The sequence below is a fragment of the Algoriphagus lacus genome, assembly GCF_003583985.1.
Classification (GTDB): domain Bacteria; phylum Bacteroidota; class Bacteroidia; order Cytophagales; family Cyclobacteriaceae; genus Algoriphagus; species Algoriphagus lacus.
Window position 1 is genome coordinate 257,707 of the sequence record NZ_QXML01000004.1, and the last position, 20,001, is coordinate 277,707.

General features: G+C 43.5%; 14 protein-coding genes. 10 read left to right on the plus strand and 4 right to left on the minus strand.

Annotated features, from left to right (window positions below):
- Positions 1-22: 22 nt before the first annotated feature.
- From D0X99_RS10180 to rfbA, 4 genes are all read right to left on the minus strand, one after another.
- Positions 23-2,356, minus strand: coding sequence for a PKD domain-containing protein (locus D0X99_RS10180; RefSeq protein WP_119477718.1), 2,334 nt, complete (start codon positions 2,354-2,356; stop codon positions 23-25).
- Positions 2,357-2,588: 232 nt separating this feature from the next.
- Positions 2,589-4,919: a PKD domain-containing protein gene (locus D0X99_RS10185; protein WP_119477719.1), complete on the minus strand. Its 2,331-nt coding sequence runs from the start codon at positions 4,917-4,919 to the stop codon at positions 2,589-2,591.
- Positions 4,920-4,933: 14 nt separating this feature from the next.
- On the minus strand, positions 4,934-5,515 hold the full coding sequence (locus tag D0X99_RS10190; RefSeq protein ID WP_119477720.1) for a hypothetical protein: 582 nt from the start codon (positions 5,513-5,515) through the stop codon (positions 4,934-4,936).
- A gap of 160 nt (positions 5,516-5,675) precedes the next feature.
- Entirely contained in the window at positions 5,676-6,536 is an 861-nt protein-coding gene (rfbA, locus tag D0X99_RS10195; protein ID WP_119477721.1) for a glucose-1-phosphate thymidylyltransferase RfbA, read from the minus strand.
- A 171-nt stretch (positions 6,537-6,707) separates the two neighbouring features.
- Between rfbA and D0X99_RS10200 the strand changes: the two genes are divergently transcribed.
- From D0X99_RS10200 to D0X99_RS10250, 10 genes are all read left to right on the plus strand, one after another.
- Positions 6,708-8,195 carry a glycoside hydrolase family 32 protein gene (locus D0X99_RS10200; RefSeq protein WP_119477722.1) on the plus strand — a complete coding sequence of 496 codons (1,488 nt, stop codon included), beginning with the start codon at positions 6,708-6,710 and terminating at the stop codon, positions 8,193-8,195.
- A 475-nt stretch (positions 8,196-8,670) separates the two neighbouring features.
- Positions 8,671-9,165 (plus strand): hypothetical protein, encoded by a 495-nt coding sequence (locus D0X99_RS10210; protein WP_119477724.1) that lies wholly within the window; start codon positions 8,671-8,673, stop codon positions 9,163-9,165.
- A gap of 54 nt (positions 9,166-9,219) precedes the next feature.
- Complete coding sequence (locus D0X99_RS10215) at positions 9,220-10,875, plus strand: sodium-dependent transporter (RefSeq protein WP_119477725.1); 1,656 nt, start codon at positions 9,220-9,222, stop codon at positions 10,873-10,875.
- A gap of 228 nt (positions 10,876-11,103) precedes the next feature.
- Positions 11,104-11,328 carry a (4Fe-4S)-binding protein gene (locus D0X99_RS10220; protein ID WP_119477726.1) on the plus strand — a complete coding sequence of 75 codons (225 nt, stop codon included), beginning with the start codon at positions 11,104-11,106 and terminating at the stop codon, positions 11,326-11,328.
- Between the two features lie 30 nt (positions 11,329-11,358).
- Positions 11,359-11,925 carry an NAD(P)H-dependent oxidoreductase gene (locus tag D0X99_RS10225; RefSeq protein ID WP_119477727.1) on the plus strand — a complete coding sequence of 189 codons (567 nt, stop codon included), beginning with the start codon at positions 11,359-11,361 and terminating at the stop codon, positions 11,923-11,925.
- Between the two features lie 3 nt (positions 11,926-11,928).
- On the plus strand, positions 11,929-13,800 hold the full coding sequence (locus D0X99_RS10230; RefSeq protein WP_119477728.1) for a monovalent cation:proton antiporter-2 (CPA2) family protein: 1,872 nt from the start codon (positions 11,929-11,931) through the stop codon (positions 13,798-13,800).
- 91 nt (positions 13,801-13,891) lie between these two features.
- Entirely contained in the window at positions 13,892-14,509 is a 618-nt protein-coding gene (locus tag D0X99_RS10235) for a TetR/AcrR family transcriptional regulator (RefSeq protein ID WP_119477729.1), read from the plus strand.
- A 54-nt stretch (positions 14,510-14,563) separates the two neighbouring features.
- A complete protein-coding gene (locus D0X99_RS10240) occupies positions 14,564-15,916 on the plus strand; it encodes a TolC family protein (RefSeq protein WP_119477730.1) in 1,353 nt (450 codons plus the stop codon).
- A gap of 2 nt (positions 15,917-15,918) precedes the next feature.
- On the plus strand, positions 15,919-16,968 hold the full coding sequence (locus tag D0X99_RS10245) for an efflux RND transporter periplasmic adaptor subunit (protein ID WP_119477731.1): 1,050 nt from the start codon (positions 15,919-15,921) through the stop codon (positions 16,966-16,968).
- Entirely contained in the window at positions 16,965-20,000 is a 3,036-nt protein-coding gene (locus tag D0X99_RS10250; RefSeq protein ID WP_119477732.1) for an efflux RND transporter permease subunit, read from the plus strand. Before D0X99_RS10245 ends, D0X99_RS10250 begins: the two co-directional genes overlap by 4 nt.
- The last annotated feature ends 1 nt before the right edge of the window (position 20,001 follow it).

A 20,001-nucleotide genomic window follows, 5' to 3' on the forward strand; every position in this document is an offset into this window, starting at 1 on the left:
CTAAAATAACCCTAAAATCAATTTACCAGATATGGATATTCGAGCCGGGAATATCCTCAAAGTTCATATTGAAGGTTTTGAGCCTGTCTTGAAGAGAATTTTTCACAGATATTCCATGTTGACCCGATTTGGCAATCGTAGAATTCTTGATCACTAAAGCTCCTTCAGGCACATCATCCACATGAATTGCTGCTGAAAAACGGTCCGGAGAGGTTTTACCAGCATGCAGAATTTCAGCATAATTAAATTCATTCTCCTGACTGGTGGTAGAGATCAGGATACCAAGCCAAGATCCTGGAGTTTCTTCCAGACCTTGAATCCTCACAGTTCCACCGGCTATTCCGTCCAATTTCAAATAGGACTCACCGAGATTTCCAGGAAGAACCGAAATTCCAGCACCTGGCATCATTTTCAAAGTTACTCCTGCTTCCAGTCTAAGGCCTGATTTAATGATCAGGTTATTAGTGCTTTGGCCTTTGACCAAATAGGGAACCCTTTGCAAAAATCCTTTCCAAGTAACCTCCTTTACCCCGAAATCAATAGGCTGTTGGCTATCAACCAATACTTCAGCCTTTCCGTTGCTTTCAAATCTGTTGTTGTAACCAAGTTTCTCCACATGGTTTGTCGAAACAACGATAGGATAGGAATCATGATTATTCACTGAATTCATATTGAAATCAAAGAAACTTGCCTCTCCTTTTGTCACCAATCCGCTGGCTTTCCCTTTATCCAAAATGGTGTGTTCAACAGAAGCCCAAGTTTGCCTGCCAAATGTTAGAGTTGCAGATTCATTTCCCGATACTACTGGATTGCTTCCCGCATGGCGAATCTCTGCCCATAAAATTTTGCTTTGTTGGCTACCTGAATTTTCAATATGGATTCCTTTCCAATAACCCTTTGTTTTCGTAATCCCTTCAATCACCACAGGTTTTCCCATTTCCCCAAGCAACAGAATCTTGGATTGCTGAATCACACGGATTCCCGTATTTTCTGCCATGTTGATGTGAGCTCCATCAGAGATTACCCAATTGCTTCCTCCGTATATCACTAAATCCTCAAGGATATCATAATCGGCTTCAAAAGTCGGCCAGATGTGTTCTGTTCCATCATTGAGCCGTGCCTCAATCACTTGAATCTTTCCTGGTCCAATCTGATTCAGGATTGAAACATCCCTTACCAGATAAGCTGGAATTCGAAGGTGTGCTGTGGTGTTATTCTCAATTTTGCAGGAAATAAATTCAGAGAAATTGCCCCCGTAAACAAATTCAAGTCCTACCCCCCGGTTGGAGTGAATGTTGGTCTTTATCAGTCTGACCAACCCACCTTCTTCGACCATCAAGGCAGTCCCCAAAGGTCCCTGGCCAGCATTTTTGATTTCCACACCGCGGAGAATGTTTCCGGGACTTCCAGACTCCATCAGGATTCCTTCCCAAAACCCAAGGGTATTCTCCTTGCCTTGGAATACAATTCCCAAATTGTCCAGTGGTGCATCAGCGATCAAGGTACCATTCGGAGAAATAGTCAATCGGACATCTTGTTCAAAACCAATCCGTACTCCTGGTTTGACTGTTAACCTTGCCCCTACCTTAATATCCTTGGTGATGATATAATCAAAAAGCATGTCCTGATCGACAAAAACATTTTCCAAAACCCGGTCCTGAAGGATATCTCCGGTGATTAGAATTGAACCGTCGGCGCCACCGTTATCCTCTTTAACCAAGATTTCAACCAAGTCCACAGAGAAATTTGACTGTACCTTTACAGTAAGTTTTACTAAATAATTACCTGGCTTGTCGGGTTGAAAATTAGCCACAGCATCGTCAGGAAACCGAATTTCCGCCAGACTTCCTTCAGGCTTTTGGATTATTTCCCAAATAAATTCCATCGCTCCTCCAAGTTCATTGACAGACTTCGACCCATCGAGTTGAATTGAATTCCCAATCACAATCTCACGGTTTTCGCCAGCCTTGGCTTCAAGTTTGGAAACCGGGCCTTCAACGACAATGACTCTCACAGTATCTGTATCAAACCAACTTTGATAAGTAACGGTCAATTTGAATACATACTCTCCCGGCTTATTTGTAGAAAACTGAACCGCAACCTTATTTAATGTAGAGGTCTTAATCGTTGCTCCTTCAGGTTTTTCGATCAATTCCCATTGATAATTGATGGGGGCTCCGACAGAATTTACGGATTCACTTCCATCCAATATGGCTACGGCATTTGGAACCAACTGCTGTTCCTCTCCCGCTTCCGCAATCAATGGATTGGTCGGCTCTTCATCTATTTCTTCACAAGAGGAAACTAACCCTGCAAATACTAACAGGATCAATCCCAAAATTTTAAAATTCTTCATTTGAGTTGGTTTAGTTGTCTTGAAAAATTCAATTCACTTCCCAGATTGGATTTCAGATGCTCAGGTTGCATGCACTGACAAAATTTTATTTGGAAACTTTAGGCCAAAAAAAGAGGCTGCCTCTTCAGGAAGGACAGCCTCTTATTTATTCTGGTAGGTGTCTGATTCAATTTACCTCCAGCCAAAGCGAAGGCATGAAGTATGAGACGATCTATTTTTTTGAAAAAATTTGTTATTCCCAAGCAAAAATTTCTTCTCCGCCAATCTCTTCAAAAACCAAACCGGAGGTTTTCAACAAATCCCTGAAATCTTTATTGATGGAAATCCCATGGAGTCCTGTAAAAGCGATTTTCACCTGCTGCATCACCAATGATCCTTGTGGTAAATGGTTCACCCTGACAGCAGCTGTCACTTGGTTTGGAACGACCCGACCGGCATGAAGAATTTCGGCATGTTGGATTAGGTTCTGGGTGTTATTGGTGGAATATACGATTCCATCCCAGCTACCTGAGGTTGAATTGGTTCCTTGAATCACGACTGGTCTTCCCGCCAAGCCTTCAATTGCCAAATACCCCAGGGAACCATTGGCATTCTTCACCTCTATTTTGCTGGCAGGTTGCATTTTGATAATTGCTCCAGCTTTAATCCTCATGCCAGATTGGATGTTAAGATTTTTTCCCTGTCCCCGAACGACATAAGGCACTTGACTCAAAAAACCCTTCCAAATGATTTCTCCATTTGTCTTTATGAGTGGCTTAAATCCGTCAACGGCTACTTCCTGAATGCTATTATCCTCCATTACGGTTAAGTAATCCAAATATTCCACTAACTCAGCTCCTACTACGATCGGACGACCCAAATGGCCCTTGATCGCATTTTCCTTAAATTCAAGCCTTATCCCGTCTACCCAAGCTTCAAATCCGTTTCCACGCCCTTGGGCTAAAAGGGAGCGACTCATTTTTAGGTAGGCTCCATTTCCAAGTTTTACAGTGGCAGGCTCTTGCCCTTCAATAGGTTCACTTCCTGCATGACGGATTTCGGTGTATAGAATACTGCTGGGATTGTTTTGGGAATTTTCGATATAAATTCCTTTCCAAGATCCCATTTCCTTGGACATGCCCTCAATTTTCACCGGACTGTTTGCTTGACCGAATAATTTTAGTGAAGCCCCTCCGATCACCCGGATAGACTTATTTTCAGCCATATTGACCTTCGTTCCTGAAGAAATATTCAAATTGGACCCGTTGTAAACCACCAAGTCCGTCAAGACCTCGTACTCAACATTAAAATTTGGCCAAGAATTATCTAAGCCATTGAAAATCCTTCCATCTGTCACCTGAATAGGTCCATTTTGGATTTGATTCTCAAAAACCAGGCTGGCGATCAATCTGGCAGGCATCTTAAGCGGGGCTATTTCATTTTCCCGGATTGTATTATCCTTAAATTCAACGATATAAGCCGAGTCATCAAACCAAATCCCAATTCCAAGATTATACTGAATTTTGGAGAAATTAAGAAAGAGTTTGGTCTGCGGTCCCACCTTTAGGCCATAACCTAGATTTCCGGCATCTCTAATTTCTATTCCGCTGATGTATTCCATAGGATTTTGGGAAAGAAGTTGGATCCCATCCCAATATCCTTTCTGTGCTTGCTTACCCTGAAAAACAATAGGCTTGTTGTTGAAATCTAACGTATAGGCTTTGAGAGATGCGGAAGGATCTATAATCAGGCCAGTACCTTCTTCAAATCCTATCCTTACTCCGGGTTCTATGGTAAGCTTGGCTCCACGAACGATGACATCCTTAGTCACCAAGTAATCCAACTTGTCGGAATCATTTAAAAACACATCTGTCAAAACCCTATCAGAGGTAATATCTCCCTGAATAAGGATTGGCTGTTGATCAGATCCAGAGCCTTGCTCAACCGTAATTTTTATGAGATCAAATGAAGTTTTTGTTCCGACTTTCACGGTGAGCTTGATCAAATACTCCCCACTCGCATCGGGCACAATAGAGGTAACCGCTTCATTCGAAATCCGAATTTGGGACAGGCTACCTTGAGGCTTTTGGATTAATTCCCAAACAAACTCCATAGCTCCTCCCAATTCATTGATAGAACCTAAAGCACTCAATGGCACTTCCTGAGACAAGGAGGCTACCCTATCCTCTCCTGCGCTCGCAACCAAACGCGCCTCGGTCGATTCCTTAACCTTTATTATTACCCGATCAGTAGATGTCCAACTTTGATAACTCACCGTCAACTCGAAAACATAATCTCCTACTTTGTCAGCAGAGAAATTTACAGCAGGTTTATCCAAGTTAGAAGTTGCCACCGTGGCTCCTTGAGGCTTTTCGATGAGTTTCCATTCATAATTCATCGTCTGTCCTATAGAATTTACAGATTGACTCGCGTCCAAAACAGTCTGGGAACCTGCTTCGATTTCCTGTTCTTCTCCGGCTTCTGCCGTCAGTGGATTGGTCGGCTCTTCTTCTATTTCTTCACAAGAGGTAACTAACCCTGCAAACAACAAGAGGATTAATCCGAAAATTTTAAAATTCTTCATTTGATTTCTTTGATTTAGTTGGTTGGGATTAGCATGTGATATTCCCGCTCATTACCGGATTCGTCCAAAAGGCTCAACACTCCCCTTTTGAATCCATTGCCCAAATCCTGCGTCAACAGGTGATATTCCATCCGGAATTCAGAGACTGGTTCATTTCGGTCGAAATTGACCTGAGAATTGCAACTGCTTTGATACCTTTTCCTTCGAAGGGTAGGCTTAAAAATCACTTCCTCCTCCTCAAATTCAAGGGTTCCTTTTAGGTATTCCACTACAAAAGACTGGCAACCTCCCACTCCTGAGGAGGCTAAGGTGATCCAAACAAAAGATCCATCCGGGTAAATCTTCAAGCCCAATCCTGGCCGGGGATTCATAGACCAAGGGTCTTTTGCTCCGCCAAACCATCTTCCGGTTGTCGGATTAAAAAGCTGATCGTTAAAAGAGAACTCATTGGTAAAGCTGAAGTCATCCAACCATGCTCCCTTCAATATTTCCGGCACTTCGATCACAGGAGCTGGTAAAGTGGGTTCTGGACTTTCTTCGCAAGAAGAAAGATTGATCAGGAACAGTATCCCGATAAGTCCTAAGTACTTTTTCATTTGAGTTGGTTTAGTTGTCTTGAAAAATTCAATTCACTTCCCAGATTGGATTTCAGATATGCAGGTTGCATGCACTTCAAAATTTTATTTGGAATCTCTCGGCATAAAAAAAGCCCGGGAGATTTTCCCGGGCTGAATTATTCTTTTCTAAGAGGAACGGTTATTTCACCAGTCTTCTCAAATATCCCCCATAACCACTTTTCCCCAACTTGTCGGCTGCTTTAAGCAATTCCTCCTTACCGATAAACCCATTTCGATAGGCGATTTCCTCAATACATCCTATTTTCAATCCTTGTCTTTCTTCGATCACTTCCACAAACTGGGCAGCCTGAAGCAAAGACTGATGTGTTCCTGTGTCCAACCAAGCAGTACCCCGGTTCAAAATGGCCACCTGAAGCTTTTCCATTTTTAGGTATTCGTTGTTTACATCTGTAATCTCCAATTCTCCACGCGGACTTGGTTTGATGTTTTTGGCAATTTCAACCACCTGATTATCATAAAAGTATAATCCGGGAACGGCGTAATTTGATTTTGGATTCTCGGGCTTTTCCTCAATGGAAATTGCCTTTTGGTTTTCATCAAACTCGACCACCCCGTAACGCTCAGGATCATTGACATGATAGGCAAAAACAACTCCTCCATCCGGATCGGTATTTTCCTGCAATGTCTTGTGAAGCCCAGAACCATAGAAAATATTATCACCCAATACAAGAGCAACTTTATCCTGACCAATAAACTTCTCTCCAATGATGAAGGCCTGCGCCAACCCATCCGGACTGGGTTGCACAGCATATTCAAAGTTGCAACCTACCTGAGAACCGTCTCCCAAAAGTTTTTGAAAAGCAGCCGAATCCTCCGGAGTAGTAATGATTAGTATTTCCCGGATTCCTGCCATCATCAGTACAGATAATGGATAATAAATCATCGGCTTGTCGTACACGGGCATCAGCTGCTTACTAACAGCGATTGTTAGTGGATACAAACGGGTACCGGATCCTCCGGCCAAAATAATTCCCTTCATGTGTTTTTAATTTGATTTTCAAAGGCCATTCCCCGGAGTGTCACTTTGGGCCTTGCTTGATTTCAACGTTTTTATGTCTTTTAAAAAGGTCGGTCAAAAGTACAGGATATATGCAAAAATTGACAGTATTTTGAAGAATCTTAGAATTCACTCCTTCGAAAAACTCATCATATGCAATTCAGATCTTTTTCAATCACACTTTTTTTACTCTGCTGGATATCTTTCTCCTGCAGTAAATCTCCCGAAGTCACTTTTAACCCTTCTTCCAACGAACAATACAGACCTGACTATCATTTTACCCCTGCCAAAGGCTGGATGAACGATCCAAATGGGATGTTTTATCTCGATGGAGAATATCATTTGTTCTTCCAGTATTTCCCCGACAGCACAATTTGGGGACCTATGCATTGGGGACATGCGATTTCCACTGACTTGGTGAATTGGGAAGAACTCCCAATCGCACTTTATCCGGATAGTTTGGGATATATTTTTTCCGGTAGCGCAGTAGTAGATTCAGACAATACCTCAGGCTTGGGAACAGCTGAAAATCCACCAATCGTAGCAATTTTTACTTACCATGACATGGCTGGAGAAAAATCAGGTGCTGCTGATTTCCAAAGCCAAGGAATTGCTTTTTCATTGGACAAAGGCCGAAGCTGGACCAAATATGAGGGAAATCCTGTGCTTCCCAATCAGGGGGTGAGAGATTTCCGGGATCCAAAAGTCAGTCAAATCCAGCTATCCGACGGCAGCAAATCCTGGGTAATGACCTTGGCAGCACAAGACCGGGTACAATTCTACAAATCTCCTGATTTTAAAAACTGGAGTCTTTTGGGCGAGTTTGGACAGGGAATCGGCGCCCATGGAGGAGTTTGGGAGTGTCCTGATCTAATTTCACTCACAAGTCCCGCCGGTGAGCAAAAGTGGGTTTTGATCTCCAGTATCAATCCCGGAGGACCACAAAAAGGCTCTGCCACCCAGTACTTTATCGGAGATTTCAAAGATGGGATATTCACCCCAGATGATACCATGATTCGCTGGCTGGACTACGGTCCCGATAATTATGCCGGGGTCACTTGGGCAAATGTTCCAAAAGAACAAAACCGGACTTTGTTCATCGGATGGATGAGCAATTGGCTCTATTCCCAAGTGGTACCTACCAAAACTTGGAGGTCAGCGATGACTTTATCAAGAGAGCTCAGCCTTTTTGATGTGGATGGCACATTACTGGTGAAATCAGCACCGGTCAAGGAACTGGAAACTTTGCGCAAAGAACCGATTGAGGTCAATGAACTATCCAATTTACCGGCTCAGGCTGTGGAAATTTTAGCTGAACTGGACGGCTCGGATTCTTTTTCACTGACCATCTCAAATGAACTAGGCGAACTAATCAGCATCACCAAAGAATCAGGTTTGGTGTCTATCGACCGGTCAAAGGCAGGCAAATCCAATTTTCAGGAAGACTTTGCTGCCATGCATTCCGCACCGATGAGTTGGAAGGCCGAAGAAATCCGGATTTTCCTTGATGCAAGCTCAATAGAGCTTTTTGTCAACGGAGGCGAACTCGTCATGACTTCCTTGGTTTTTCCCAATTCTCCTTGGAAAAAAATTGAATTTCATCAAGGAATCAACGAGGGAGTGATTTATCAGCTTAACTAATTGAAATCAAATCCATTTATTTATTCTTGGCTTTTGGTTTACATTTGAAGATTAGCCTCCGTTCAATAAAATGAAAAAACAAAAAATTGCACTCTTCCTTAGCCTCACTTGGCTGATTGGAATGATTGCTGTTTTTTCATTTCCACCAACCCTTGATGCTTCCACTGATTCATCGAATGAACAGTCAATAATCCAGAAGATCTCCTCTCCGGAAATCCTTCTAAGGACTTCATCCGAATCTTTGGAGATTCCTCCTTTCAAAATTGACTGGCGGTTCAATGGCTTCCTTTATCCACCATTTTCGGTTGAATATTTCACCGTTTATCCCATCTATTTATCGTCCTCGTTTTATGATCGATCGAATCCCCTATTCGATATTCTGATTACTTTTTTTCACTATTTCCATACTTGGTAGAATGAGTTTTTGAGCCACTTAAAGCAAAAAAATTCTAATTCATATTTATCTACCTAAATCATGTTTGAAATTGATTTCGCAACACTTGCGGTGACAAGTGTTATTCTATTGGCTGTAATCGCCCCATTCATTTACTATTCCATCAAGTCCAAAAGAGCCAAGGCTGAGTTCTTTAAAAAATTCGAGCAATTCACTTCCGGGTTAAATTTAAGCCCTGACCTAAGGGAAGATTGGAGAAATCGGTATATCTTGGCTTTCGACAAAGCCAAAAACACCCTCATATATTACCAATCCGGTGAAAATGAGGAAAAAAGAGAAATTCCACTGCAGGAAGTCAAGCGCGTTAATGTGAATGAAACCTACTTTGAGAATGATTCGGCTTCAGGAAACAGAAAAATATTAGATCAATTGGCGTTGCAAGTGCATTTTAAAAACCCCACAAAACAAGTATTGAATCTCGAGATTTACTCCAGTGAAAACTACTCGGACCTAGTGGGAGAAACTGTATTGGCAGCTAGGTGGGCTGAACTTATCAATCAACAATTAACCAAATAATTGATAGGGCTTTCCTCTTTTGGGGAGCCCTATCTGTATTTTAAACCTTAATCTATGAGTAATACTAAAGAATCCTGGGGATCGCGAGTCGGTTTGATTCTGGCCATGGCAGGCAATGCCGTAGGACTTGGAAACTTTCTAAGATTCCCTGTTCAGGCTGTACAAAACGGAGGAGGAGCTTTTATCCTACCCTATTTGATTTGTTTCCTTTTGATGGGGATACCCCTTCTTTTCATAGAATGGTCTGTGGGCCGTTATGGAGGTAAACTTGGCAATCACAGTACTCCATACATTCTGGATTCGATGAGTAAAAAGCCCTATTGGAAATACATCGGGGTCTTTGGGATTTTCACCAACATCGCGGTGGTAGCCTATTATACTTACATCGAATCCTGGACATTCCTATATGTTTTTCACAGCATTTTCGGAACATTTACCGGAATGGGAAAAGAGGAAATCAGTTCCTTTTTTGACAACTACGTCAATTTGACTAGTTCGGACTTGGGTATTCCATTGCTTCCTGTTGTAGTCTACATTTTAGTTTTGGCAATAAACGTTTATATACTATCCACAGGACTTGGAGGGATAGAAAAAGTCGCCAAAATAGGGATGCCATTATTGATCTTTTTTGGGATAGTGCTTGCTTACAGAGGTTGGACTATGGGAGCCGATTATGCTTCCGATGCATTCCCTGATGCCAATGCTTGGGATGGTATAAACTTCCTTTGGACACCTCAATACAGCTCCTTGGCTGACCCTAAAGTCTGGTTAGCAGCAGCAGGTCAGATCTTCTTCACCTTGTCTGTGGGGATGGGCTCCATACAGTGCTATGCATCCTACATGAGAGAAAATGAGGATATCGCGTTGAACTCAGTCACGGCCGGTTTCACCAACGAATTGGTGGAAGTGTTGTTGGGTAGTGCCATTGTTATTCCAATTGCCGCAGGTTTCCTTGGCTTGGATTGGGTATTGGAAAATGCAGGTTTCGGAATGGCCTTCCAGACCATGCCTTACCTCTTCCAGCAATGGGGCGCTGTCTTTGGAGTGGTAGCCGGAGTTTGCTGGTTTGGTTTGCTTTTCTTTGCAGGGATCACTTCTTCGCTTGCCATGGGTACACCTTGGATGGGATTCATGCACGATGAATTTGGCTGGGGAAAAGTTAAAGGAGCGGTTTCCTTTGGGTTAATCGCATTGGCAATGGGACTTCCGACAGTTCTTTTTTACCAATATGGCTACTTTGACGAGTATGACTATTGGGGAGGTACTGTCAGCTTGGTAATTTTTGCATTGTTGGAAACAATCCTTTTTGCCTGGGTATTCGGAATGGAAAAAGGTTGGGCTGAAATCACCCGAGGTGCGGACATCCGTATTCCTGGAGCTTACAAATGGATCATGAAGTATGTTACTCCTGTCCTACTTCTTTTGGTATTCATCGGCGCACTGTTCACCCCAGAAGGGAACAACTGGGCCGGAGCTATTTCCGCATTGTTCGACGGTCAGCTTTATACTTTGGATCCTGGTTCTTTGATTTCGAAGATTTCACACGGAGACATCAAAGCCCAAATGCTTCTGAATCCCGAAAATTCGGAATTCCTGGAAAAGAAAATGTTCTACTCCACCATTGCCAGAACCCAGCTAATTTTGCTCTTTTTAGCAATAGCAGTAATCGTTTGGTATTCAAACAAAAAACGTCAATCAGCCTTATCATGAACACCTCCGCATTGATTCTATCCCTCGTGACCCAAGGTCTGATTTTGGGTGTTACGCTATACTGTTTCTATTTGGTGTTGAAAAAGCCAAAAACAGATTGAATGATTTGAAAAAATTAGACCTGCATTCGATAAGGATGCAGGTTTTTTCATTTTATATAAGTGGGTTAAAAAGAATACAAAATCCCATTTTTTCGGTATTATAGATAATTATTTAAACCACTTTTCTATGAGCGAATCTACCCCTAAAGAGTATACCAACGGTGAAGTTGTCATCACATGGGAATCCGAAAAATGCATCCATTCAGGTAACTGTGTGAGAGGTTTGCCAACTGTTTTTTCTCCTAAGAAGCGGCCTTGGATAAATCCAGAAGGAGCAGAAACGGATCAGATCATTGCCCAAATAAAAAAATGCCCCTCGGGAGCCTTGGGTTATTATCATAAGGGGAAATAAGAGTACTACCCAAAAGAACCCATTCTGAATATGCGGAAAATACTGGTGCTCTTTGCTCATCCAAAATACGAGCACTCCGATGCCAACTTTGCTTTGATCCAGGCAATCAAAGACTTGGAGCATGTTGAAGTACGTGATTTATACGAGCTCTACCCTGATTTCAACATCAATGTTCAAGTCGAGCAGGAAATACTCTTTGAATATGAAGTAGTCATCTGGCATCATCCGATCTATTGGTATTCTTGCCCTCCATTATTGAAGCAATGGATTGACCTGGTCTTGGAATATGGCTGGGCCTATGGGCCCAGTGGAATTTTTCTAAAAAACAAGTATGTCCTAAATGCGGTGACTTCTGGAGGTTCCCAGGAAATCTATTCACACCAAGGAAGAAACCGATACACAATGGAGGAATTTCTGAGACCTTTTGAAGCCACGGCCTATTTGTGCAATATGAGGTATTTGCCTCATTTTCATGTTGGGGGAACCCACCTGATCACAAAAGAAGAACTCGAGGACAAAGCAAAGGAATATCAAAATCTGATTTTGACTCTTCGAGATGCCGATCAAATCCCTATTCCTTTTATTCAAAAGCCCTGAACCATGGACGGTTTCCTTTTTAATGCGATCATATACATTCTGGCAGCGATTGTTTGTGTTCCAATTGCCAAAAAGCTGGGAATGGGCTCAGTGCTGGGCTATCTAATTGCAGGAATTCTGGTTGGTCCATATGGCTTTGGGTTTATCAAGGATGAAACCCAGGGCCAGGATATTATGCACAGCACAGAGTTTGGGGTGGTGATGATGCTTTTTTTGATTGGTCTTGAACTAGAGCCAAAAAACCTGTGGAAAATGCGAGACCTGATTCTAAAGGTGGGATTAACGCAGGTTTTGGTCACAGCTGGCTTAATTTTCGGTTTTGGTCTTGCCTTGGGCGTGGATTGGCGAATTAGCCTTGCAGCTGGATTTTCCATGGCTTTATCTTCTACAGCAATCGTCCTCCAGTCGCTCAAAGAGAAGAATCAACTGGATAGTCCTTCAGGGAAAATGTCCTTTGGGGTCTTATTGATGCAGGACATTGCAGTGATTCCGATTTTGGCCATATTACCACTCCTGGCTGTGGCTGTTCCTGCCACTTCAGGTGAGTCCCATGGAGGATTGCTTGAGCACCAACCCGGTTGGATGCAAACCCTGATGATTTTCGGAGCAATTGGTCTGGTGGTTTTTTTGGGCAGATTTGGCTTTGGTCCCCTGCTAAACTGGGTTTCCAAGACCAAACTCAGAGAGCTTTTTACCGCTTCAGCATTACTGATTGTGGTGGGAATTGCTTTTTTGATGGAGTTGGTAGGACTCAGTCCTGCTTTGGGAACTTTTCTGGCCGGGGTGATTCTGGCCAACTCTCCATACAAACATGCCTTGGAATCTGACCTTGACCCGTTCAAGGGGCTGTTGCTAGGTTTGTTTTTTATGGCTGTCGGTGCAACAATCAACTTCAACCTGATTTTCTCTGATGTAGGTACCGTCCTTTCACTCACTTTGGGGGTGATGATAATCAAGTCCTTGGTCCTGACCGGGATTGGCTACGCTAAAAAACTCAGCCTCAGTGAAAATCTTGGATTTTCCATCGGGCTAGCGCAGGTTTCGGAGTTTTCATTTGTGACCTATGCTTTTGCTCTTCAATTGGGCATTTTTGCTACGTCGACTTCTGATTTACTGATGGCGATTACAGCTTTGAGCATGACTTTTACCCCAATTCTAAGCTTGGGCCTAGACAAATTGATTCTGCCGGTTTTGGAAAAACGGAATGAGAAACCAAAACGTGAGGCGGATTCCATTGAGGGGAAAAACAAAGTAATTCTGGTAGGATTTTCTCATTTCGGCTCTACTATGGGTAGATTTCTACGCGCCAACGGTGTGGAGGCCACGGTAATGGACTATAATCCTGATCAGGTAGATCTGCTGCGCAAAATGGGTTTCAAGGTTTATTTTGGAGATGCTACCCGATTGGATCTTCTTCATGCAGCAGGAGCTGAAACTGCAAAAATTCTCATCTCTGCCATCAACTCCACTGAGACCAACAAAAAGCTGTTTGAACTTTGCCGTGAGCATTTCCCGAATTTGGAGGTAATGATCCGGGCCAAAAACCGCTACGAAGCGTTTGAATTAATGGAATTGGGAGTTGAAAATATCTATCGGGAACATTTGGACACCTCTATCCGAATGGGACAGGAGGCTTTGGAAAAGCTTGGCTTCCGTGCATACACGGTTCAAAGGTTGGCAGCTCAGTTTAGAAAATACGATGAAGACTCACTAAAAATCCTCGCTCAGTACAAAAACAACCAAAGTGAATATATTTCCCGGGTCCGCAAACAAATCGAAATTCAGGAAACCTTGCTGTCGGGTGAACTATCCCGGAAATTTTCCCTCAACGACCATGCATGGGACAGCGATCAGATGAAGGAACCCAAGAACTGATTCCTTACCCAATCTTTTTTTTCGATTTTCATAACTTTCATTTGGAATATTAAACACTGTTTAATTATTTTTGATCGATCAAAAAAATACAATGGGAATCTCAGATCGAAAAGAACGGGAAAAAGAAGAGCTACGTGATCGGATTTTGATCGCCGCCAAGTCACTTTTTCTCGAGCGTGGAGTGGAAAAGACCTCCATTCGTAACATCGCAGACCGAATCGAGTACAGTCCCGGAATCATCTATCACTACTTCAAAGACAAAAACGAGATTTTTCACGCATTACACCAAGGCGGCTTTATCCAATTAATGGAGAAAATGCAGGTTTTGAATTCGGTAAGGAATCCTATGGAACGGCTGAAAGCTATGGGAAGTATTTATGTAAGATTTGCTATGGAAAACCCTGACATGTATGATCTTATGTTTATCAAAGAGGCTCCAATCGATCATGTTTTCAATTCAAAGGATGATCAATGGAAGGAAGGCGGAGGCACGTTCAATTTTCTTCGTAAAACAATCGAAGATTGTATTGCAGCTGGATATTTCAAAGGGCATGATAGCGAGGCTCTTTCTTACATGATCTGGTCAACTGTGCATGGGATGGTTTCACTTTCCATTAGAAGGCGATGCGAAGTGGTACTTCCGGACCGACAGGATAGCATAGTGGTAGATGGCTTGGAGGAATTTTACAAAATTCTCGATCGGCTCTAAAAAAATTTTCCCAAACATTAAACAGTGTTTATTAAATACACATCGAATAATCAAATGAAAAAAACCGCACTTCTTCTGGTGGTAAATTTGCTTTTCGCCTTTGTGCCCGAAGCCGGAGCTCAAAGCGCATTGGAACAATACCTGAGGGAAGGACTGGAAAATAACCTGGTCCTCAAGGAGAAAAACATTGAATTGGAGCGAAGTCTCCTGGCCTTGAAGGATGCCAAAAGTTATTTTCTTCCTTCCATGGAATTTGGAGCCAGTTACACCTTGGCCAGTGGGGGTCGGACGATTGACTTTCCTATTGGTGATTTGCTAAACCCGGTGTATTCCACACTCAACCAACTCACAGGCACCAACGCATTCCCCCAACTTGAAAATGTGTCGGAGCAATTACTTCCGGACAATTTTTATGATGCGCGTTTCCGGGCATCCATGCCAATTCTGAATACTGACTTGGCTTTTCAGAAGCAAATCCGGCAAAAGCAGGTGTTATTATCCGAGTATGAGCTCAAAATCTATCAGGCAAATCTGATCCAAGACATCAAACTGGCCTATTACAACTTCTGCACCGCCCACACCGCCATCGAAGTCATCAGGAGCAGCAAAGGACTCGTAGAACAAAATCTCCGGGACAATCAATCGCTACTCGCTAATGGAAAAGGACTCCCATCCGCAGTCCTGAGAGCCGAAAGTGAGGTGGAAAACATCAACGCTCTGCTTATCGAAGCAGAAAGCAGAAAGCGAAATGCTGCCAACTACGTGAATTTCCTTCTCAATCGGCCAGTAGATTCCGAGGTAGTCTTTGAGGAACAACTTGCCGACTTGACCAAACTTGTCGAATTGATGGGGGAAAATGACCTGAGCTCCAGACCTGAATTACTTCAGATCCAAACGGCTGAAAACATCCAGGAAACTGTCCTAAAAGCGGGTAAGAATTACTGGGTCCCCAAATTGAATACTTATGCGGATCTGGGTTCTCAGAGTTTCGATTGGGCTTTTGACCAACAATCCAGATACCTGCTTTGGGGAATCAACCTCAATGTCCCGGTTTTTCAGGGAAACAGAAATCGCAATCAAATATTCCGAAGTGAATTGGGACTCAAATCCATTCAAAATCAAAAAGACCTCCTGGGTGACAAACTTGAGTTGGACCTTCAACTCACTAAAAACGAAATCCTTGCCAATCAGGCCGCACTCAAATCCTCGGAGAAAAAACTGGAATCCTCGGCAGCCTATTTTCGCCTGGTAGACCGTGGTTTTCGGGAAGGTGCAAATTCCCTGATCGAATTCATCGATGCCCGTAACCAGCTCACTCAAGCTTCCCTGCAGAAAACCATCAATTCCTACAATCTGCTCAAGTCACTGGCCCAACTGGAGCGACAACTCACCACTGAAACTTTCTAGCCATGAACAATTCATCCATTTCTATTCTTTCGCTGTTTTTGGCCTTCTTAGTAGGCTGCGGCAAAACCGACACCAGCCTTCAAACTCCTCTTCCGGAAAAAGGCATTCCTGTGAAAGTCATCTCTTTGAATTCAGGAAGTTTTTCCTCTTCCATTTCAGCTAGCGGGACTTTTTCAACCAAAGATGAAACTGTTCTTTCCTTCAAAGTCGGAGGGATTATTTCCAAAATAAATGTTCAGGAAGGTGATGTGGTCAAAAAAGGGCAAATACTTGCCACTTTGGACCTTACAGAAGTCCAGGCCGGACTAACTCAATCCAAGCTGGCCTATGAAAAAGCCCTTCGGGATTACGAGCGGGTCGGACGCCTGTATCGGGACAGTGTAGCAACCCTCGAACAATACCAAAACAGCAAAACAGCAGTCGATATCGCCGAACAGCAATTAAAGACCGTAGAATTCAACCTTTCTTACGCACAAATCCGCGCCACGCAAAACGGATTTGTGCTTCGAAAATTTGTCAACCCGGGTCAGCAGGTGACTTCAGGCGCTCCAATCCTTCAGATTAACGGAGCCAATCAGGGTAATTGGGTTCTTCAGGCTACAGTAAATGACCAAAATTGGAGCACCATCTCCATAGGGGATTCTGCCTATCTTTTTCCGTCCAATTCCAACGACACCATTCCCGGAAAAATAATCCGGAAAAGTCAGGCAGCTGATCCCGTTACAGGGGCCTACTGGGTCGAAGTTTCGCCAACTAAGCAGGATCAACTCAAGCTGGCCTCGGGGATGTTTGGCAAGGTGATCATCATGCCATCCCAAAAAATAGATGGCTGGCAGATTCCCTATGAATCCTTGCTTGATGCACAGGGTACAGTCGGCTTTGTCTTTGTGACCGATGATGGGAAGCATGCAAGAAAAATCCAAGTTGGTTTAGGGAAAATCTCCAGTGAATCTGTTCAGGTCCTCTCCGGACTGGAAAATCACAAAAACCTGATTGTATCCGGTAGCGCTTACCTGACCGACGGTTCACCCATTCAACTTGTGAATCCATGAAAATCTCTGAATTCGCGGTAAAGAATTACCAATTCACCTTGGTCATCTTTCTGATGACTGTTGCAGTGGGTCTTACTACGTTTTTGAATATGCCCCGGAGCGAAGATCCAGTGATCGAGGCCCCACAGTTTCCTGTCATCGTCATTTATCCGGGGGCCAGTCCTGAGGATATGGAAGAACTGGTAGTGGATCCCCTTGAGGAGGTCATCTATGAATTGGAGGACATCAAACGAATCAAAACCGAGATCAAAGACGGAGTGGCAGTACTCTTTGTGGAATACAATTACAACGAAGATGTCAACGAAAAATATCAGGAACTTGTCCGTGAGGTGAATACACTGCGGCCTGATCTACCGGAGGATATTTTTTCCATCAAAATAAATAAGGTCCGTCCCTCCGATGTCAATATCCTCCAAATCGCACTGATCAGCGAAAATGCTTCCCGCGACAACCTTAAAAAATATGGTGAGCGACTTCAGGAAGAGTTGGAAAAAATCACCGAACTGAAAAAAGTAAATCTGTTTGGACTGCCGGATCAGATTGTCCGCATCGACTTGCGTCTAGACAAGATTGCTGAAATGAATATCCCCCTTAATGCCATATTGGGAAGTATCCAAAGTGAACTGAGCAATATACCGGGCGGTCAGGTGGAGGCAGGAAGCAAAAGCTTCAATGTTAAAACCAGCGGAAATTACACTTCAGCGGAAGAAATTGCCGAGACGATTGTCTATTCCGTACAAGGAAAAACCATCCAATTGAAAGATGTGGCAGAAGTCAGGTATGACTTTGAAGAAACCAAACACATCACTCGGCTCAACGGATATCGGTCCATCTTCGTCACTGCCGCCCTAAAGGAAGGGAACAACATTTCGACAGTTCAGGAAAAATACCTCGCCGCCATTGAAAAGGTCAAATCCGAGTTGCCGGAAAACATTGACCTGATCATTGCCTTTGATCAGGCAAACTATGTCAATCAACGACTAAGCGGACTAGGAAGTGACTTTCTAATCGCCATCGCATTGGTTTTCATCACGTTGTTGCCACTGGGTAACCGGGCTTCGATCATTGTCATGATTTCGATTCCACTGTCTCTTGCTATCGGATTAATCCTGCTTGAAGCACTTGGCTATGGTCTCAATCAGTTGAGTATTGTGGGATTGGTAGTTGCTTTGGGTTTGCTGGTAGATGACAGCATCGTCGTCGTGGAAAACATCGAACGCTGGATCCGCGAAGGATATTCCAAAAAAGAGGCAGCCCTCAAAGCCACAAAGCAAATATCTCTTTCGGTAGTGGGCTGTACGGTCACCTTGATTATTGCCTTCCTTCCTTTGGTCTTTTTGCCAGAGGGTTCAGGTGATTTTGTACGCAGTCTTCCCATGGCTGTGATCATGAGTGTGCTGGCCTCCATGCTGGTATCACTGACCATCATTCCATTCCTTTCCACTTGGATGCTCAAAGACAAAGACCAGGCACATTCCAATAAAATCTTTGATCTTTTCCAAAAGGGAATCCACCTCAGCTACGCCCCTGTTCTTGAAAAAGCACTCCAAAAACCCGTCAGGACTTTGGTCATCGCAGGGGTGATATTCACTCTTTCGATGGGCTTGTTTCCCGTTATCGGCTTTAGTCTATTCCCGCCTTCGGAAAAGCCCCAATTCCTCATCAACATCACCACTCCCCTGCAGTCCAATCTGGGTACCACTGACGAAGTAGCCAAAAAGGTTGAGAAAGAACTGCTTCAGGTTCCTGAGTTGATGAACTTTGCCACAAATGTTGGAAAAGGAAATCCGAGGATTTACTATAACGAAATCCCCGAAAACGAGCGAACAGATTACGCACAGCTATTTGTCCAACTTGATCCCAACACTTCCCCTCCACGAAAAATGGAAATCATCAGTGAGCTGAAAGCCAAGTTTGCTGACTTTGCAGGTGCAAAGGTGGAGGTTAAAAATTTTGAACAGGGTCCTCCAGTCACCGCTCCGGTTGAGGTCAGATTATCCGGCGAAAACCTGGATACGCTTCGAAACCTGGCCGCCAAAGTGGAGAACATGCTCAAGGATACGCCCGGCACAATCTACGTCAATAATCCGGTAGCCAACCTAAAAACAGACATTCGGGTTGCAATCCAAAAGGAGAAAGCAAGACAATTGGGAGTCAATATTGTCGATGTTGACCGGACCGTAAGATTGGCATTGGCAGGCTTGAATTTGGGCACCTTCACTGATCCCTCGGGTCAGGAAAGAAGCCTCATAGTCACTTCACCGCGGCCGGAAAAAGCCACTTTGGAATCATTTGAAGGCCTCTATATCAACAACCAACAAGGGGTCGGAATCCCGCTATCGCAGATCGCGGACCTTAGATTGGAAAGCAGTACCCTAACGATAGACCACTTCAATAAAGTCCGGTCCGTTTCGGTCACAGCCTTTGTCGATCAAAATTTCCTAAGTGATCGGGTAATTCAGGAGGTGCTTACTACTATGGAGGGAATCCAACTCCCAGAAGGGTATTCCTATGCCATGGGTGGGGAGTTTGAGACCCGGCAAGAATCTTTTGCAGGTTTCAATACAGTGATTATTGTTACGGTCTTTTTATTCATAGCAGTTTTAATTTTGCTTTTCAAAACCTTCAAAAGCACCATAATCGTGTTATCAGTAATTCCGCTCGGAATGGTAGGTGCTTTGATTGCTTTATGGATCACAGGAAACTCTCTATCCTTTGTTGCTATTATTGGATTAATTGCTTTAGCTGGAATCGAAGTCAAAACATCTATCCTACTTGTTGACTTTACCAATCAATTAAGACAGGAAGGAAAACCTTTGGATGCTGCAATACGTGAAGCAGGAGAAATTCGGTTTTTGCCGATTGTCCTGACTACCATCACAGCAATCGGAGGCCTAATTCCGGTGGCATTAAGTACCAATCCACTGATTTCCCCATTAGCCATCGTGCTGATTGGAGGATTGATTAGTTCCACTTTATTATCACGAATTGTCACACCGGTAATGTATAAGCTATTACCACCAAAAGTTTAAA

Bases quoted from the DNA above. Each gene is read 5' to 3' on its own strand.
- D0X99_RS10245 (WP_119477731.1), top strand. From the start codon at position 15,919: ATGAACAATTCATCCATTTCTATTCTTTCGCTGTTTTTGGCCTTCTTA.
- D0X99_RS10220 (WP_119477726.1), top strand. From the start codon at position 11,104: ATGAGCGAATCTACCCCTAAAGAGTATACCAACGGTGAAGTTGTCATC.
- D0X99_RS10185 (WP_119477719.1), bottom strand. From the start codon at position 4,919: ATGAAGAATTTTAAAATTTTCGGATTAATCCTCTTGTTGTTTGCAGGG.
- D0X99_RS10180 (WP_119477718.1), bottom strand. From the start codon at position 2,356: ATGAAGAATTTTAAAATTTTGGGATTGATCCTGTTAGTATTTGCAGGG.
- rfbA (WP_119477721.1), bottom strand. From the start codon at position 6,536: ATGAAGGGAATTATTTTGGCCGGAGGATCCGGTACCCGTTTGTATCCA.
- D0X99_RS10200 (WP_119477722.1), top strand. From the start codon at position 6,708: ATGCAATTCAGATCTTTTTCAATCACACTTTTTTTACTCTGCTGGATA.
- D0X99_RS10230 (WP_119477728.1), top strand. From the start codon at position 11,929: ATGGACGGTTTCCTTTTTAATGCGATCATATACATTCTGGCAGCGATT.
- D0X99_RS10240 (WP_119477730.1), top strand. From the start codon at position 14,564: ATGAAAAAAACCGCACTTCTTCTGGTGGTAAATTTGCTTTTCGCCTTT.
- D0X99_RS10225 (WP_119477727.1), top strand. From the start codon at position 11,359: ATGCGGAAAATACTGGTGCTCTTTGCTCATCCAAAATACGAGCACTCC.
- D0X99_RS10210 (WP_119477724.1), top strand. From the start codon at position 8,671: ATGTTTGAAATTGATTTCGCAACACTTGCGGTGACAAGTGTTATTCTA.
- D0X99_RS10190 (WP_119477720.1), bottom strand. From the start codon at position 5,515: ATGAAAAAGTACTTAGGACTTATCGGGATACTGTTCCTGATCAATCTT.
- D0X99_RS10215 (WP_119477725.1), top strand. From the start codon at position 9,220: ATGAGTAATACTAAAGAATCCTGGGGATCGCGAGTCGGTTTGATTCTG.
- D0X99_RS10235 (WP_119477729.1), top strand. From the start codon at position 13,892: ATGGGAATCTCAGATCGAAAAGAACGGGAAAAAGAAGAGCTACGTGAT.
- D0X99_RS10250 (WP_119477732.1), top strand. From the start codon at position 16,965: ATGAAAATCTCTGAATTCGCGGTAAAGAATTACCAATTCACCTTGGTC.